A 15,871-nucleotide genomic window follows, 5' to 3' on the forward strand; every position below is an offset into this window, starting at 1 on the left:
GTAAAAACGAATAACTAATTCATAAAGTAACGGATAGATGTTATGAAAAATCAAATATTAGTTACTGGCGGTGCTGGATATATTGGTACACATACCTGTATCGCCTTGCATGAAGCTGGCTATGAGATTGTAATTTACGACAACTTATCTAATAGTAGCCGTGAAGCGATTGACCGTGTCTCTACTCTTATTGGTCAGCCTATTGAGTTTATCGAAGGCGATATTCGCGATGCTGAATCACTTAGACAAGTGTTTTTATCTCATCAGTTCTTCGGTGTCATTCATTTTGCAGGATTAAAGGCCGTTGGTGAATCTGTTGCCAAGCCACTGCTATACTACAATAACAACGTCAGTGGTACCATTACCTTGCTAGAAGTGATGGCTGAGTATGATGTCAAAAACTTTGTTTTTTCGTCTTCTGCAACGGTTTATGGTGACCCTGAAACGTTACCCATCCATGAGCTGTCAAAGCGCTCTTGTACCAACCCGTATGGACAAAGTAAACTGGCAGTTGAGTACATATTAGAGGACTTGGCCATATCGGATAAAAGTTGGAATCTGATTGCTTTGAGGTACTTTAATCCTGTAGGGGCGCATCCATCAGGGCAGATTGGCGAAGACCCTAATGACATTCCGAATAACCTGATGCCTTATATTTCTCAAGTGGCCGTCGGCAAACTTGATAAGCTCAGTATCTTTGGTAATGATTACCCTACCGTAGATGGAACAGGTGTCCGTGACTTTATTCATGTCACTGATTTGGCGCAAGGTCATGTGGCGGCATTGAGTTATTTAGAGCAGCAAATATCTCCAGAAGAGAATTGTTTGAATACAGCTATTGCAAAGCAAACCAGTGCAAAATCTGGTTCAGTTGGTTTTTTACCGATTAACTTAGGCACTGGTAAAGGTACTTCTGTTTTAGAATTGGTTACCGCATTTGCTGAAGTTTCTAAACAGCCGATTGCTTATCAATTCGTTGAACGTCGTACTGGTGATATTGCTAGTTGTTATGCCAGTGCTGATAAAGCGCAAGCATTATTGGGGTGGCAAGCTAAGCTATCTATCACCGACATGTGTCAAGATACTTGGCGATGGCAAAATATGAACCCAAATGGTTATCAGGCCTCTTGATTTTTATCGAGTCATGGTTGTCTCGCTATGTTTAATTATGGTCATCTTTATACTACCTTTACTTTTAATACAGTTTGAATATTATGAAAAAAATCACTCACGCCGTTATCCCTGTCGCAGGCTTTGGTACACGTATGCTGCCGCTGTCTAAGTCTGTGCCAAAAGAGCTATTACCACTTGGCAATCGTCCTGCCATTCACTACGTAGTCGAAGAGGCCATCGCTGCAGGTATTAAGCATATTGTCTTGGTCGGTCATGCGCAAAAAAGCGCGATAGAAAACTACTTTGATACCAATGCTGAGCTAGACAATCAACTACGTGCTAAAGGCAAAGATACGCTTGCTGACAGCCTAAACTGGCTACCCGAAGGTGTGACGGTATCGATGATACGTCAGGGTAAACCATTGGGGTTGGGTCATGCAGTATTGGCAGCGCGTCCTGTCATTGGTGATAATGATTTTGCCGTATTACTACCAGATGTGGTGTTAGATCCCTTTACCGGTGATATGACTACTGATAACTTAGCGTTTATGATTGACGCTTTTAACCAAGACAAGCATTCACAGATATTGGTCGATAAAGTTGCAGACGAAGATGTTCATAAGTACGGCATTGCTAAGTTGAGTGACTCGAGTGAAATAAATAATGAGGCAGGTGGTAACGATGGTAATGCCAGCTTTAAAGTGGCTGGATTTGTAGAAAAGCCCAATTTAGCCGATGCGCCATCGCGATTGGCCGTCGTTGGTCGTTATGTCTTTAGTAATCAAATCTTTGATTACTTGAGCAAGACCAAAGCTTCAGTTGGTGGTGAGATTCAACTGACCGATGCCATTGATGCCTTGATTAGTGAGTATGGAGTCAATGTCACAACCATGCGTGGTAAGAGCTATGATGCCGGTGATATGCGCTCTTATATGCAGGCGTTTATCTATTTTGCGCAGCAGCAATTAGTAGATGATGAGTAGCTGATGGATGAGATAAAGAACAACACCGCCTACAACAATGCTCGTAGCTCTCACTATTGGCAGCAATTGCAATCGCTTGCCAAACAGCCATGGTCACTGGCAGCTTTGTTTGCACAAGATGACAGTCGTGCAACGCGCTTTAGCATGCAAGCTGGAGCGCTATATATGGACTATAGCAAGCAATGTATTGACGAGCAGGTACTGGCAAGTCTTTTGCAGTTAGCAGAAAGCTGTGAATTGTCCACACGAATTGATGCACTGATGCAAGGTGCGATGGTCAATACCAGCGAGGAGCGTGCTGCCTTGCATACAGCACTACGATTGCCAGAGTCTGCCAAACTAGACGTTGATGGGCAAAATGTCGTCGCTGATGTGCATGATAGTCTGTCGCAAGTAGCACGTTTATCTGAACGTGTCCGTAGTGGTACATGGCGCGGATTTTCTGGTCAAGCCATCACGGATGTGGTTAATATTGGCGTTGGTGGCTCTGACCTTGGGCCACTGATGGCGACGACGGCACTGGATGAGTGGGCAGATACCGACATTGAAGTACATTTCGTCTCTAATATGGACGGTACTCAGCTTGATAACTTGCTCAAGCACCTCAATCCTGAGACCACCTTGTTTATTATTTCATCTAAATCCTTTGGTACGGTTGATACGTTATCTAATGCTAAGACAGCATTGTCATGGCTGCTTGCCACTGCCAAGCTGCGCGCGGGCACTGAAGATAGTGTGCTACGTCGCCACTTTATTGGTATTTCGACCAATAGTGAGAAAATGGGTGCGTGGGGTATTCATCCTGAAAACCAGTTACAGTTTTGGGAATGGGTCGGCGGTCGTTTTTCCTTATGGTCGGCGATTGGGCTAGCGATTGCTATACGTATAGGTATGTCTGGGTTTAAAGCGCTATTGGCTGGCGCTCATAGTATGGATGAGCATTTTTCTCAAGCTGACTTTTCAGAGAACTTACCAGTGTTATTAGGGCTGCTGGCAGTATGGAACAGTACGTTTTTACAAGTAAATGCGCATACGGTACTGCCTTATGATGGTCGTCTCAGCTATTTGCCAAGTTACTTAACTCAGCTAGAAATGGAAAGTAATGGTAAGTCCGTCACTCAACATGGCGAGCGTATTGATTACGATACTTGCCCGATTTTGTGGGGTGAAATTGGCTCAAATGCGCAGCATGCATTTTATCAATTATTGCATCAAGGTACGCAGCAGGTCTCTTGTGATTTCATTGCTTGTGTACGCCGTTATAGTGACGAAACAAAAAAATCATCGTTACAACAGCAGCATGAGCTGTCTTTAGCCAATTGTTTGGCACAAAGTCGGGTATTGGCGTTTGGTAATGCCGCTGTTGCGGATACCAACACGGTCTCTGATGCAGACAAATACAAATACTACCGTGGTAACCAACCGTCAACCACTTTGCTGATGGATGAACTCACACCGCATAGTTTGGGCGCACTGATCGCTCTCTATGAGCATAAAGTCTATGTCATGGCCAGTATCTGGGATATCAACCCTTTTGATCAATGGGGTGTTGAGATGGGTAAGCAAATGGCAGAGTCGGTGCATCACGCTATGCAACAAGAGATTACTGGTCAGTTTGATACTTCTACTGACCAGTTACTGCATCATATCAAACAGATGTCTTGATGGTTCTGAGGATACGACAATGAAGCTAAAAAGGTAAGCTTATGAGCGCTGATTCTATAAATGACAATACACCTAAATATATGCACGCGGATAAGCTACAAGGCGCTAATAATAGTGACGTTTGTGTGCTGATTGGTCACAGCATTGAAGCCATTGCCAGTGCCGTGGTGCTAGCAAGCTTAGGTCAGCGCATTCATCTATATGCGGATATGGGTTTATTGACGCAGCAGCTACAGCAATATGGTTTTGAGCATCATTTGCAAGCGCTTTGGCAAATGTATGAGCAGCAGCAGGTTATTGTTTGTGAAGGTTTGCCAGATAGTGCTGATACCTTAATAAAATACTATGAATCGGCTAGTTATCATGCTGCTGAGGAACAAAGCGCTGTGGCGCTGTACTGGTTGTTTTTAGACAGTATTAAGTCAATATGGACAGAAGACAGTTGGGTTACGGCTTTTAACCATAGTCATCAGCAGTCTTTGCCCGTTATTATGAGCGGTATTGAACCGCTAGGAAAAGTATCAGCATTGGCTCAACGTTTGCAGCGTGCCTGGGTATACTATGTGCCGTTTGTATTTTTAAAAGATGGTGATGCATATAGCTCGATGTTAAGTCCCTCATTGTGGTTACTGGGTGAAAAAACAGCAGATAGTAGCCAACATTTAGAGATACTAAAATCTATCATGCAGCATGCAAGCGCGTCTCATCATGCTGATATCGCAACGATAGAGTTTGCACGTAGTAGTATCATGGCGATGCTCGCGACTAGAGTGAGCTTTATGAATGAGATGTCACGCTTGGCTGACAGTCAGCAGGTTGATATCAAACAAGTCAGTCGTATCATGGGCTTGGACGAGCGTGTCGGTAGCAGTTATTTGCAAGCAGGTTGGGGGTTTGGTGGTAATACGTTACCGACTGAATTGGCTAAGTTGCAGCAATCAAGCCAAACGCACAGCTTAGATATGCCACTGTTACAGTCTATAATGCATATTAATGAAGACCAAAAAGAGCTAGTTTTCCGTAAATTTTGGCAGTATTTTGATGGTTTTATTGATAATAAAACCGTGATGATATGGGGTGGTAGTTATAAGGCAGGATCTGGGCGTACGGCCGGTTCAGCCATCCATCCCTTGTTAGCGCTATTGTGGTCTTATAATATTCGTACATTGGTTTATAGTGACAATGCACAGGCTGAACTGGCGGCGCTTTATAAACAGCAGCCGTTGTTAGAGTTGATCAACAGTCCATATCAGCAGTTAGATCAGGCTCAAGCAATCTTTATCATTAGTTGGTCGCCGCGAGACCAGTTAGATGTTGCCAAAATCAATCAGCAAGCCATGCCAGTATTTGATGCGCAAAACGCACTGACAAGGATACAAATTAACGGTTTAGTCGGTGACTATATGGGGATTGGGCGTACTAAGTAAACTTGCTAAAAGTTCTTTTCAAAACAAGCTTCTTAAAAGTGCTTTTAAAAAAAGCTCGTTAGGGCGTGTCCTCATTTAAAAAATGGTGATAAAAATGAGATAAATTGTCGTCAAACAAGGAAAATAGCGCAGATAATATCGAGATATTAGTCAGTTATTTGACGCTGTTTGGCAAGATTTAGCCATTTAGATGTCTATCGATTGAATTGAGGACATGCCCTAATATCATTAGCGAGCTCTTTTTGGTTTTTGACTACAAGTATCACTACTTAATACTGGTGTAATAGACACTTTTCAGGCTAGCACAGCACCTTGCTCACTTAGCCATGTTTTTATTTCTTGTATTTTTTTATTTAATAAAGGCTTATCACCACGAGTTTCAATATTTAATCTGATCAGTGGTTCGGTATTTGATGCACGTATATTAAAGCGCCAATCACCAAAATTCAGACTGAGACCGTCAAGCATCGATTTAGTTGGATTGTCGCTGCTAAATTTTTCCTCAATCGCGCTAATAATCGTCGGCGCATCATGGGTGGTGAGACGGAAGTTTAGCTCACCTGAGCTTGGATAGGCTGCAATATAGCCTGTGACCAATTCTGACAAAGTTTTACCCGTAATAGATAATAGCTCAATAGTGAGCAGCCAAGGAATCATGCCGCTATCACAGTAGCAAAAATCGCGAAAATAATGATGGGCAGACATCTCACCACCATAAACTGCGCCTGAGTCGCGCATTACTTGCTTGATAAAAGAGTGTCCAGATTTACTAATGACTGCTTTACCATTATGTTCTTTGATAACCGCTTCAGTGTTGTATAGTACTCGTGGATCGTAGACGATAGATTCGTTGGGATATTTATTCAAAAATGCTTGAGCGAGCATGCCAACCACATAGCTGCCATCAATAAACTCACCGTTTTCATCAAACAAAAAGCAGCGATCGAAATCACCATCAAAGGCAATACCAAGGTCGGCTTTATTTTCTAACACCGCTTGCTGGGTAGCCACTCTATTGGCTTCAATCATGGGGTTGGGGATGCCATTGGGAAAGCTGCCATCAGGAGTGTGATGCAATTTAATGACTTCAATCGGTGTAGCTGCTTGTTTCAGCTTATCAATTAATAGGTCAACCACAGGTCCTGCGCTACCATTGCCTGAGTTAATGACTAGCTTGAGCGGCTTTAACTTATCAGTATCGATAAAGGTCATGACATGGTCGATATACGCGCCTTTATCTGTCAATAATTGTAAGTTTCCTGATTGACTGTCAGTGGTGAATTGCCCTGATTCTGCGAGTGCTTGAATTTCTGCCAGACCATCATCAGCACTGATAGGTTTTGAGTATTCTTTGACCAGTTTTAAGCCATTATAATTGATGGGGTTGTGACTGGCAGTGACTTCGATACCGCCCAGTGCTTGATAGTGACTGGTGGCAAAGTAAACCTCTTCAGTGCCTGTCATGCCCAAATCAATCACATCGACACCTGCGTCTATCATGCCTTTGATAGCAGCCTGTTTTAACTGCTCGCTTGAATGACGAATATCGCTACCAATGACAATCTTAGGTTTTAGTGCTGCCAGTTCATGCGCTTGATTGCTCGCAAGGACAGCATTATAACGCTGGAACAAAATTTGCGCAAAGGCACGGCCGATACGATAAGCGATGGTTTCATCTAGGTTTACGCCAAGCTCACCGCGAATATCATAAGCTTTGAATGAGCTAATCGTAATAGGATTGAATTCAGTTTTTGGCTGATAGCTAATGGTCGCAGAAGTAGACATAATGGTAAAAATTCCTTGCGCGTGAGCGGTGGCAACATAATAAAATAGATAGCACAATTATAGGCCAATTAGCTTTCAATGATACACTGACTATGAGATGAATCGGTAAACATCACATAAAATGATAAGAGCAGCCCTTATGAGTATTTCAAATAACACCACCACCATGCCTACACCTGTACAAGGAACACCAGAAGCCACAGGCCAGCTTCATGATTTGTTGGCATTGATGGCACGGTTACGCATCGACTGCCCGTGGGATAAAAAACAAAGCAATCATAGCCTCATTCCGTATGCTATTGAAGAAGCGTATGAGCTGGGTGAGGCGGTACAAAGTGATGATGATGAAGACATCAAAGGTGAGCTTGGTGATGTACTGCTGCAAGTTGTCTTTCATTGCCAAATGTATGCCGAACAAGGTCGCTTTGATATGAGTGATGTGATCACCACTTTGCAAGAGAAGTTGATTCGCCGTCACCCACATGTGTTTGAGGCCGAAACGCTTACAGATGATGCAGCGGTAAAAACACGCTGGGATGAAATCAAGGCAGAAGAAAAGCAAGCACGAGAGGCACGCGGCAAACCTAAGCATCGGTTGGATAATATCAAGGCGGGCAGTGCGTTAATGCAGGCACAAGATGTACAGAAACAGGCGTCAAAACTGGGATTTGATTGGGAAGGCATAGCAGGGGCATTTGAAAAACTGGATGAAGAAGTTGCTGAGTTAAAGGCTGAGACTGTTGCTAAGTCCAAAGAACAAATGAAAAACAATATTAAAGATATTGAAAAAGAAATGGGGGATTGTATGTTTGCCCTAGTCAATGTCGCACGAAAATTGAACCTTGATGCAGAAACAGCAGCTTTGACGTGTGTGCATAAATTTAAGTCACGGTTTGGCTATATTGAGGATCAGTTAGCTATCGCTGGTAAACGTCTAGAAGACAGTGACATAACCGAAATGGACGCATTATGGGAAGCGGCGAAACAACATGAACGCTCATCATAACGCTGCTTTTATGCATTTAGATTTTGTTGGCTTATTCAAGGCTGCTGTTTTAGGCTGCGCTTTGGCTATTGTAATGCCCAATAGTGTGCATGCAGCGCCCTGTTTTGATGACCCTCAACGTGCCTATGAATATCTATTGGCACAAGAGGATGCCAAAATGCAGTCCCGTGAGCAAGCTATCGTCAATATCAATCGTGCTAGCGAAGGCGAGTTGGTGTCGCTAGATGGTATCGGTAGTAGTAAAGCGCAGGCGATAATTTTATATCGTGAGATGTTTGGTGGTTTTATCACTATCGATGAATTATCGAAAGTTAAAGGCATCGGTGAAAAAACAGTTGAAAAGAATAGAGAGCGTTTAAGTGTACAGGATTAATGACCCTATTCTGTATTAATTAACCCCGATATTGACAAAATAGCACGTAAGTAACTGTCATAACACACCTACCACGTGCAAAATTTGTTAAACTAGTGAGTACATCCGCCTGATAAACGCTGTGTTCATCAGGGGTGGTCAAAGAATACCGGCGAGGAGTAGATGCATGGCCGAGCGTGCCGCCAAGCAGTTAGAACTGAATAAATCTGAATTACCCAATTCCATTACTGAAGTAATTGCCACTTTAACCCGAGCTGGGTTTGACGCTTATATCGTCGGTGGTGGTGTGCGCGATACCTTATTGGGTCTGCGTCCAAAAGACTTTGACGCTGTCACCGATGCCAAGCCGCATGAAATAAAAGACGTTTTTGGTAAGCGCTGCCGCATTATCGGCCGTCGCTTTCAGTTGGCACATGTGTATTCAGGTCGTGAGTTAATAGAGGTTGCAACCTTTCGTGGCCCACCAACCAATGATGCCAATACCAACCAAGATGGTATGATTTTACGCGACAATGTTTGGGGTGACATCAAACAAGATTTCTCTCGTCGTGATTTTTCTATCAACGCGCTCTATTATCAACCACTTAAAGGTGTGGTTCATGATTTTTGTGGTGCGCTTGATGATATTGATAACAAAATCATTCGTCTATTGGGTAATGCGCCCGTGCGTATTGAAGAAGATCCAGTACGTTTGTTACGTGCGTTGCGTTTTAAGGCCAAACTTGGTTTTGAGTTTGATGATGCATTGGCTGACCAGTTTCATGATGGTAATTGGGCATTACTTGAGCAAATATCTCCGCATCGTCTTTATGATGAAACACAGAAGATGTTTACGGGTGGCTATTTAGTACCATTGTTACCGTTATTATTTGAGTCAGGTGCGATAGATAGCTTAATCGTCTATCCGCCAGCTGAGCCAAGTGCGCTCGTCAAGCAAGTGGCGATCAATACGGATAAACGTATTGCGGCGGGTAAAAGTATTAACCCTGCATTCTTTTATGCGGCGCTATTATGGGAAAATTACCTGCATCAGTTGGCAAAAGCCAAAAAGCGCAATATGCCATTTGCTGAAGCGCAGATGAATGCTGCTGTTAAAGTCATTGATCGTCAACGTATTAAGACGGCGATTCCTAAGTTTGCTGAGCAGTTTATCCGAGATATTTGGATATTGCAGCCGAAACTTGCAGCCCCGCGTAGCAAGCAAATCGCGCAGTTATCTGAACATCCACGTTTCCGCGCAGGTTTTGATTTCTTGCTATTGCGTGAACAGTGCGGTGATGCTGAACATCCATTATCAGAGTCAACCAATGGTATGGGTGAGTGGTGGCAGACGTATCAGGCATTGTCTGTACAAGAACAGCAGCAAGCGGTTGATGAGTTTGATGAAAATATTCGCCGCGGTGCTTACAAACAACCACAGCGTGGTCGCGGGCGAAATCGCCAAAAGTCAGAGTCAAATATGACTGACAACGCAGCATCTCAGCAAAGTAAAGCACAGACAAATAAAGCCAATGACAGTACTAAGCAAGGTGGCAATGATCAATTGGTGGTAAATGATCCGTCTAATATCCCATCGCGTCGCCGCCGTGCGGCCAGTCAATCTACGGTGACTAAACAGGCTGTTGGCAATCAAGACTACAACAAACAGCAAGTAAAACAAGACAGCAATGAGCTTGCCCAGCTACAGCAGTTATCTCTTGCCAATAGTAATCAAGGTTCTAGTAAAAAGCATCACTCTAAACCTGCACCATTATTTGTCATCGAACACGAAAGTGTGGTGCCACCATTACAAAAGCAGCTATCAGTTGATGATAAGCCTAAGCGTACTAAGCGCGCGGCTGAAAAAACTGTACAGAAGCAAGAGGTGACGCTGGATACTGAACACTCAAGTCGTGTTCGTTCAAATAGTAAACAGCAGAATAAGACTGCGCCATCAGAGGAGAATTCATCACCTACCAAAGCAAATATAACTCGTTCGATAGCCAGATCGCCTGCGCTAGTCAGTATGAACAACGAGCCAATTCCGTATAAGCGTCGCCGTCGTGAGCCTACTGTAGAGCTGGCAAGCAATGATGAAAGCGTAGAAATACCGACTGTAGAAAAAGCGCCAAAAGTCGCTAAGACGTACGCGAAAAAAGTGCCGAAATCTACCGATTCGTCTACTGATACAGCAGTTTCTGACGCTAAAAAACCTACTCAAGCAGTGAAAAGAAAATCAGCGAGTAGTAAAGCTGGTAGTAGCCAAGCGATCTCTGGTGTATTGAGCAATGATAAAGGCCCTGTACCATCGAAGCGCCGTCGTCGTCAGCCCAGTACGGAAAATGTGTAATATGAATCACAGTGCTGATAATACTCATTGGATAACCTGCTACGTCGGTTTGGGTAGTAATTTGACCAATGAGTTAGGCTCACCTATAGAGCATTTGCAGCAAGCGATTACAAGTATGCAGATGCATCAGGACATACGGAATGTGCGTGTTTCGTCATATTATGCATCCGCTCCTATGGGGCCACAAGATCAGCCTGATTTTGTCAATGCGGTTGCTGGTTTTGAGACGAGGTTACCCGCGTTTGAGTTACTCGCATTTTGCCAACAGCTAGAAGCAGAGGCCAAGCGGACCCGCCTACGACATTGGGGCGAGCGTAGTCTTGATGTCGATATTTTGTTATATGGCGACGCCAAAATTGTAGAGCCACAGCTAACCATACCGCATGTTGGATTGACTGAGCGTAATTTTGTACTGATACCGCTACAAGAGTTGGATCCAAACTTGGTTATTACAGGTACGTCGATCGGCGATTATCCGCAGAGTTCCGATTGGACAGGCTTAAAATCATTATCAAGCGGTAGCTGATTTTTCTAACTCTATATAGGCGATCCACTATAAAAAAACAGCGATACGGGTTACATTTTGCGCGGCATCTGTCTGCGTAGGCACAGCAAGCAAGAAAAATGTATCTCTGTATCGCGTGGCCGTATTTGTATCTCTTTTATTTAGGACTGACTATACAGCTGTTAGAGCTATTGATCGGTAAAAGCCTTAATCATTAAAAGTATTAATTGAGGGTCATATGACGACGTTATCTACGTTAAACAAATTCAAAAAAGACGGTACCAAGTTTACTTGTTTAACCTGCTATGACTCTATGTTTGCGCGGATGATGAATAAGGCAGAAATTGATACTATCTTAGTTGGTGATAGTTTGGGTATGGTCGTGCAAGGGCATGACTCAACACTACCTGTGACAGTTGACGATATGGCTTATCATACGGCCAATATTGCTCGCAGCAATAACCATGCACTCATCTTATCTGATCTACCATTTATGAGTTATGTGACGTTATCAGAAGCGGTTTCTAATAGTCGAAAGCTGATGCAAGCAGGTGCGCATGTGATCAAAATTGAAGGTGGTAGCGAGCTTTGTGAATTGGTTACGACTTTAGCGCAAGCGGGTACGCCAACTTGTGTACATCTTGGCTTAACACCGCAGTCGGTCAACGTGTTTGGTGGTTACAAAATCCAAGGCCGTGGTGACGAAGCAGCGGACAAACTGCTTGCTGATGCCGAAGCAGTGGTGGCTGCAGGTGCTGCATTGTTAGTGTTGGAATGTGTGCCTGCTGAGCTTGCTAAAGCAGTAACGCAAGCCGTTGCCGTGCCCGTTATAGGTATTGGCGCAGGTGCAGATACTGACGGTCAAGTGTTGGTCATGCATGACATGCTCGGTATGGTTCACGGGCGTGTGCCGCGCTTTGTCCATGACTTCCTAACCGATGAGCGCAATAGTGCGCACAGTATCGAGGGTGCTTTTGCGCTTTACCAGCAGTCAGTACGTGATGGCAGTTTCCCACAGGAGCAGCATCAGTTTAGCTAACTTTATTTAAGATTATAGATAAAAGAATACTTCATCATGCCAATTATTTATCACCAAATCTCAGAACTGCGTGCCGCTTTACGGCCTTATCGTGGTCAAAAACACGACAACCAAAATAGCCAACAACGTATTGCTTTAGTACCTACGATGGGCAATCTGCATGATGGTCATCTTGAGCTGGTAAAAATTGCCAAACAGCATGCTGATATCGTAGTGGTGAGTGTTTTTGTCAATCCGACTCAGTTTGGAGAAGGAGAGGACTTTGACAGCTACCCTCGTACGCTAGATAAAGATGTTGCAAAACTATCAACGGTGGGAGCCGACTATGTTTTTGCTCCTAGTGTCGAAGAGATGTATCCAGTCATGCCACCACCAACTTCTGTGCTCGCTGGCGCTATTACCACTCAGTTATGCGGTCAGTCACGTCCGGGGCATTTTGACGGTGTCGGTATTGTCGTTTCTAAATTGTTTAATATCGTACAACCTGACACTGCTGTTTTTGGACAAAAAGACTATCAACAGTTAGCAATTATTAAGCAATTGGTACGTGACTTAAGTTATCCGATTGAAATCATTGGTGCGCCCATTGTTCGTGCTGTTGACGGCTTGGCACTATCGTCGCGTAATCAATACTTAAGCGTGACTGAGCGTCAAGTAGCACCAGTATTACACCAAGCATTGCAAGCGTTAGCAAAGCAGCTACAGCAGGGCAAACATAGCCAACAAGCTGTTCAGACATTGTTAGCAGAAACTCAGCAAGATATCACTGATGCTGGTTTTACGATTGATTATTTAGAAATAAAAACGGATACGTTAGAGCCAGTTGTGAGTGAGTCTGCTATTTTTAATGTAGAAAACAAGAATTTGATTATCTTGGTGGCAGCTTGGCTAGGGCGTGCTCGTTTGTTAGACAATCAATTGGTAACGTTGGGTTAGCTGTTGTGACATAGTAGTTTACTAAATGCGATGAACTAATGGGGTGGGTGGAGCATGGATGTCAATCAAAGTGATAGTACAGCTCAGCCTGAGCAGGCGGCACATAAAGTAGCGACCGAGAAGCTCAGTATTTTAGTCGTATCAGGTCGTTCAGGATCGGGTAAGACCTCCGTCTTAAATATTTTGGAAGATCTGGGATATTACTCTATTGATAATTTACCGTTATCGCTACTGCCAGTAACTGCGCATAAGCTAGTGAACGAAAGTGATATTCGCCGTATTGCGCTCGGTGTTGATATCCGAACGCCGCGTGCCGATCTCTCTAATTTTGCAGAGACGTATGCGTCGTTGAAGGCAATTTATGGAGCAAGCGTAGTAAAAGTTGTTTATGTGACTGCGCAAGAAAATACCTTGATAGCACGTTTTAATGCGACTCGCCGTGTACATCCTTTGATGTCACAGGATGTTGACAGTGATAATGCTAGGCACATTGCTTTTAATCTGCCTGCCGCGATCAAAAAAGAGATTGAACTATTAGAGCCAATTGCGAGCCATGCTGATATCAGAATTGACACAAGCACGCTAAATATTCATCAATTAAAAGATCGCTTGCGTGAACATATTGGTGTGGATAATCAGATTGTCATTAATTTGCTGTCCTTTGGTTTTAAATATGGCAGTCCTATTGATGCCGATTTTATCTTTGATGTGAGGATTTTGCCCAATCCGCATTGGAACCCTGAGCTACGTGGTTCGACAGGTTTAGATGCAGAGGTTGCAGCATTTTTTGCGGATTATCCAGAAGTAGCTGAAATGACGGATGATCTTGAGAAATTCTTAACACGTTGGCTGCCAGATTTTTTACACAATAATAGGCATACGGTGACAGTGGCGATTGGTTGCACAGGTGGTAAGCATCGCTCTGTATTTATCACTAATACATTACAGCGTCGTCTGACAGATACGATGCCGAAAGGCGTAAAAATACTGGCGAAGCATCGCGAAAAAAACCGTTGGTAGTCATTGGTTGTTATTACTATGATTATTGATTTTATTACTCATTATTTTGGAAAGCTTTTATGATTGACTGGAAAGAACAGGACATGCGTGTTTCGCGCACAGAGCTCAAAAAAGCCCATGAGCGCTTGCAACAGTTATCGATACCACTTGCTAGCTTATCAAAAAAACAGCTAAAAACCCTGCCTGCCAGTGATTATTTTATGGCAGAGTTGATGGCACTAGCGGATATTACCAGTGCCAATGCACGCAATCGCCAAACCAAACGAGTTGGTAAGCTGATTAGCGAAGAAAATCGCCATGAGTTGGTCAAAGCATTGTTTGATGCATTTTTTCCGAAAGAACAAATCTCTAAGATAGAAAGTTGGTATGAACGTTTGAATATCAATGACGAAGGGACGCTCAAGCAGTTCGTCAAGCAATACAAAGCTTCTGAACATAATAGTATGTATCAGCTGCTATTATGGATTGAATACGCCAAGCATATACAAGATGATGAGCTGATGGCAGAGTCGGAAGAAGATTTGGCCAGTTATATTCGTGAAGTCGCTATTTTATCGCAATTAAAAAAATAATAAGCACACAAGCTTGATGAGTTAGGTGTGTAGTTGGGTCAAATGTGTAACTGATTCACATATCGATTAAAAGAGTTAGTCAGTGTAACCGACATAAAAAAAGCCAATCATGTGATTGGCTTTTTTTATGTCATTTAACCTAATATATCTATTATTTCTTTTTATCAGCGCGTACTTTATCAACTAAATAGTCAACGATTTTAGGCACAGTAGCATCTTGACCGCTGATTACGTATTTTCCTTGTACCACGACAGTTGGGACACCTGTAACTTGATAACGTTTAGCACCTGCTTGTGAGCGACCAATTTTTGTGCCAACCGCGAACGAATTATAAAGACTGTTGAACTTCTTCTCGTCCACGCCTTGTGAGGCATACCATTTGCTTAATGATTGTTGGTCAAACAGTTTTTGACCATCTTTTTGAATAGCATCAAATAGTGCATCATGAGTTTTGTCTTCAAAACCTAGTAGTTGCGCTGCATAGAACCCGCGAGCATTGGTTTCCCAAACATCATTCATTGCTGCTGGCGTTTTGAAAAATGCGACATCTTTATCTTTTGATGCAGCCCATTTTTCCATATGTGGGTTAAGCACGTTACAATGCGGGCAGCCATACCAGAAGAATTCACGAACAATGATAGCATCACCGCTAATTTTTTCTGGATTGTCTAGCACGCGATAGTCTTTTCCAGCGACATAGTCGGCAGCTTGAGCACCAGTAGTGGCGAGTCCAATAGCCATGGCCAGACCAGTCAATGTGATGAGACGTTTCATACTTTATCCTTGAGATGTAGAGACTTAGGGTGTGTTAGAGTGCTTTGATAGCTATCGTTTTAGAGTGATAAACGTATAGTGTCAATTATAATCTAACTATAATAGCGTATCGACCATGATAATGTAAAACATGTGTACTTGTGAGTCTGATTCTTAACTGAGAGTTGTAAAGCTGTTAGCTATTATTTAAGCTATATTGCTTGTTGGGGTGTGTCCTCAATTCAATCGATAGCCCTCTAAATGGGTTGAAAATGGCTAAATCTTGCCAAACGGCATCAAATAGCTGACTAGGGCGTGTCCCTAATTCAGTTTGCAATGAATCATAGTACAAGCTAGATACAGC

14 protein-coding genes are annotated in these 15,871 nt (G+C 43.2%); 12 read left to right on the plus strand and 2 right to left on the minus strand.

Annotation, left to right across the window (positions count from 1 at the left end):
- Positions 1–42: 42 nt before the first annotated feature.
- The 4 genes from galE (at position 43) to EI164_RS02350 (ending at position 5,188) form a co-directional block, all read left to right on the plus strand.
- On the plus strand, positions 43–1,131 hold the full coding sequence (gene galE / locus EI164_RS02335) for a UDP-glucose 4-epimerase GalE (protein WP_192518392.1): 1,089 nt from the start codon (positions 43–45) through the stop codon (positions 1,129–1,131).
- An 83-nt stretch (positions 1,132–1,214) separates the two neighbouring features.
- Positions 1,215–2,096: a UTP--glucose-1-phosphate uridylyltransferase gene (locus EI164_RS02340; RefSeq protein ID WP_192518393.1), complete on the plus strand. Its 882-nt coding sequence runs from the start codon at positions 1,215–1,217 to the stop codon at positions 2,094–2,096.
- A 3-nt stretch (positions 2,097–2,099) separates the two neighbouring features.
- Entirely contained in the window at positions 2,100–3,761 is a 1,662-nt protein-coding gene (gene pgi, locus EI164_RS02345) for a glucose-6-phosphate isomerase (protein WP_192518394.1), read from the plus strand.
- Between the two features lie 80 nt (positions 3,762–3,841).
- Positions 3,842–5,188, plus strand: coding sequence for a UDP-glucose/GDP-mannose dehydrogenase family protein (locus tag EI164_RS02350; RefSeq protein ID WP_413038423.1), 1,347 nt, complete (start codon positions 3,842–3,844; stop codon positions 5,186–5,188).
- A 294-nt stretch (positions 5,189–5,482) separates the two neighbouring features.
- On the opposite strand, the gene EI164_RS02355 is transcribed toward EI164_RS02350, so the two are convergent.
- Positions 5,483–6,973, minus strand: a complete 1,491-nt coding sequence (locus EI164_RS02355; protein WP_192518396.1) for a phosphomannomutase CpsG — start codon at positions 6,971–6,973, stop codon at positions 5,483–5,485.
- A 139-nt stretch (positions 6,974–7,112) separates the two neighbouring features.
- On the opposite strand from EI164_RS02355, the gene mazG reads away from it, so the two are divergent.
- The 8 genes from mazG (at position 7,113) to yjgA (ending at position 14,753) form a co-directional block, all read left to right on the plus strand.
- Positions 7,113–7,979, plus strand: coding sequence for a nucleoside triphosphate pyrophosphohydrolase (mazG, locus tag EI164_RS02360; RefSeq protein WP_192518397.1), 867 nt, complete (start codon positions 7,113–7,115; stop codon positions 7,977–7,979).
- Positions 7,963–8,352 (plus strand): ComEA family DNA-binding protein, encoded by a 390-nt coding sequence (locus EI164_RS02365; protein WP_192518398.1) that lies wholly within the window; start codon positions 7,963–7,965, stop codon positions 8,350–8,352. The genes mazG and EI164_RS02365 overlap by 17 nt, the downstream gene beginning before the upstream one ends.
- Before the next feature lie 166 nt (positions 8,353–8,518).
- A complete protein-coding gene (gene pcnB / locus EI164_RS02370) occupies positions 8,519–10,681 on the plus strand; it encodes a polynucleotide adenylyltransferase PcnB (protein WP_192518399.1) in 2,163 nt (720 codons plus the stop codon).
- Between the two features lies 1 nt (position 10,682).
- Complete coding sequence (gene folK, locus EI164_RS02375; RefSeq protein ID WP_192518400.1) at positions 10,683–11,207, plus strand: 2-amino-4-hydroxy-6-hydroxymethyldihydropteridine diphosphokinase; 525 nt, start codon at positions 10,683–10,685, stop codon at positions 11,205–11,207.
- A gap of 217 nt (positions 11,208–11,424) precedes the next feature.
- Positions 11,425–12,225 carry a 3-methyl-2-oxobutanoate hydroxymethyltransferase gene (panB, locus tag EI164_RS02380; protein WP_192518401.1) on the plus strand — a complete coding sequence of 267 codons (801 nt, stop codon included), beginning with the start codon at positions 11,425–11,427 and terminating at the stop codon, positions 12,223–12,225.
- A 36-nt stretch (positions 12,226–12,261) separates the two neighbouring features.
- Positions 12,262–13,161 (plus strand): pantoate--beta-alanine ligase, encoded by a 900-nt coding sequence (gene panC, locus EI164_RS02385; RefSeq protein WP_192518402.1) that lies wholly within the window; start codon positions 12,262–12,264, stop codon positions 13,159–13,161.
- Positions 13,162–13,215: 54 nt separating this feature from the next.
- Entirely contained in the window at positions 13,216–14,181 is a 966-nt protein-coding gene (gene rapZ, locus EI164_RS02390; protein ID WP_192518403.1) for an RNase adapter RapZ, read from the plus strand.
- A 59-nt stretch (positions 14,182–14,240) separates the two neighbouring features.
- Entirely contained in the window at positions 14,241–14,753 is a 513-nt protein-coding gene (gene yjgA / locus EI164_RS02395; protein WP_192518404.1) for a ribosome biogenesis factor YjgA, read from the plus strand.
- A 151-nt stretch (positions 14,754–14,904) separates the two neighbouring features.
- Here the strand turns inward: yjgA and EI164_RS02400 are convergent, their stop codons facing one another.
- The gene (locus EI164_RS02400; RefSeq protein WP_192518405.1) at positions 14,905–15,528 is read right to left on the minus strand and encodes a thiol:disulfide interchange protein DsbA/DsbL; all 624 of its coding nucleotides are present in this window, start codon (positions 15,526–15,528) and stop codon (positions 14,905–14,907) included.
- Positions 15,529–15,871 lie beyond the last annotated feature (343 nt).

It is taken from the genome of Psychrobacter sp. FME13 (assembly GCF_014861395.1).
Lineage (GTDB): Bacteria > Pseudomonadota > Gammaproteobacteria > Pseudomonadales > Moraxellaceae > Psychrobacter.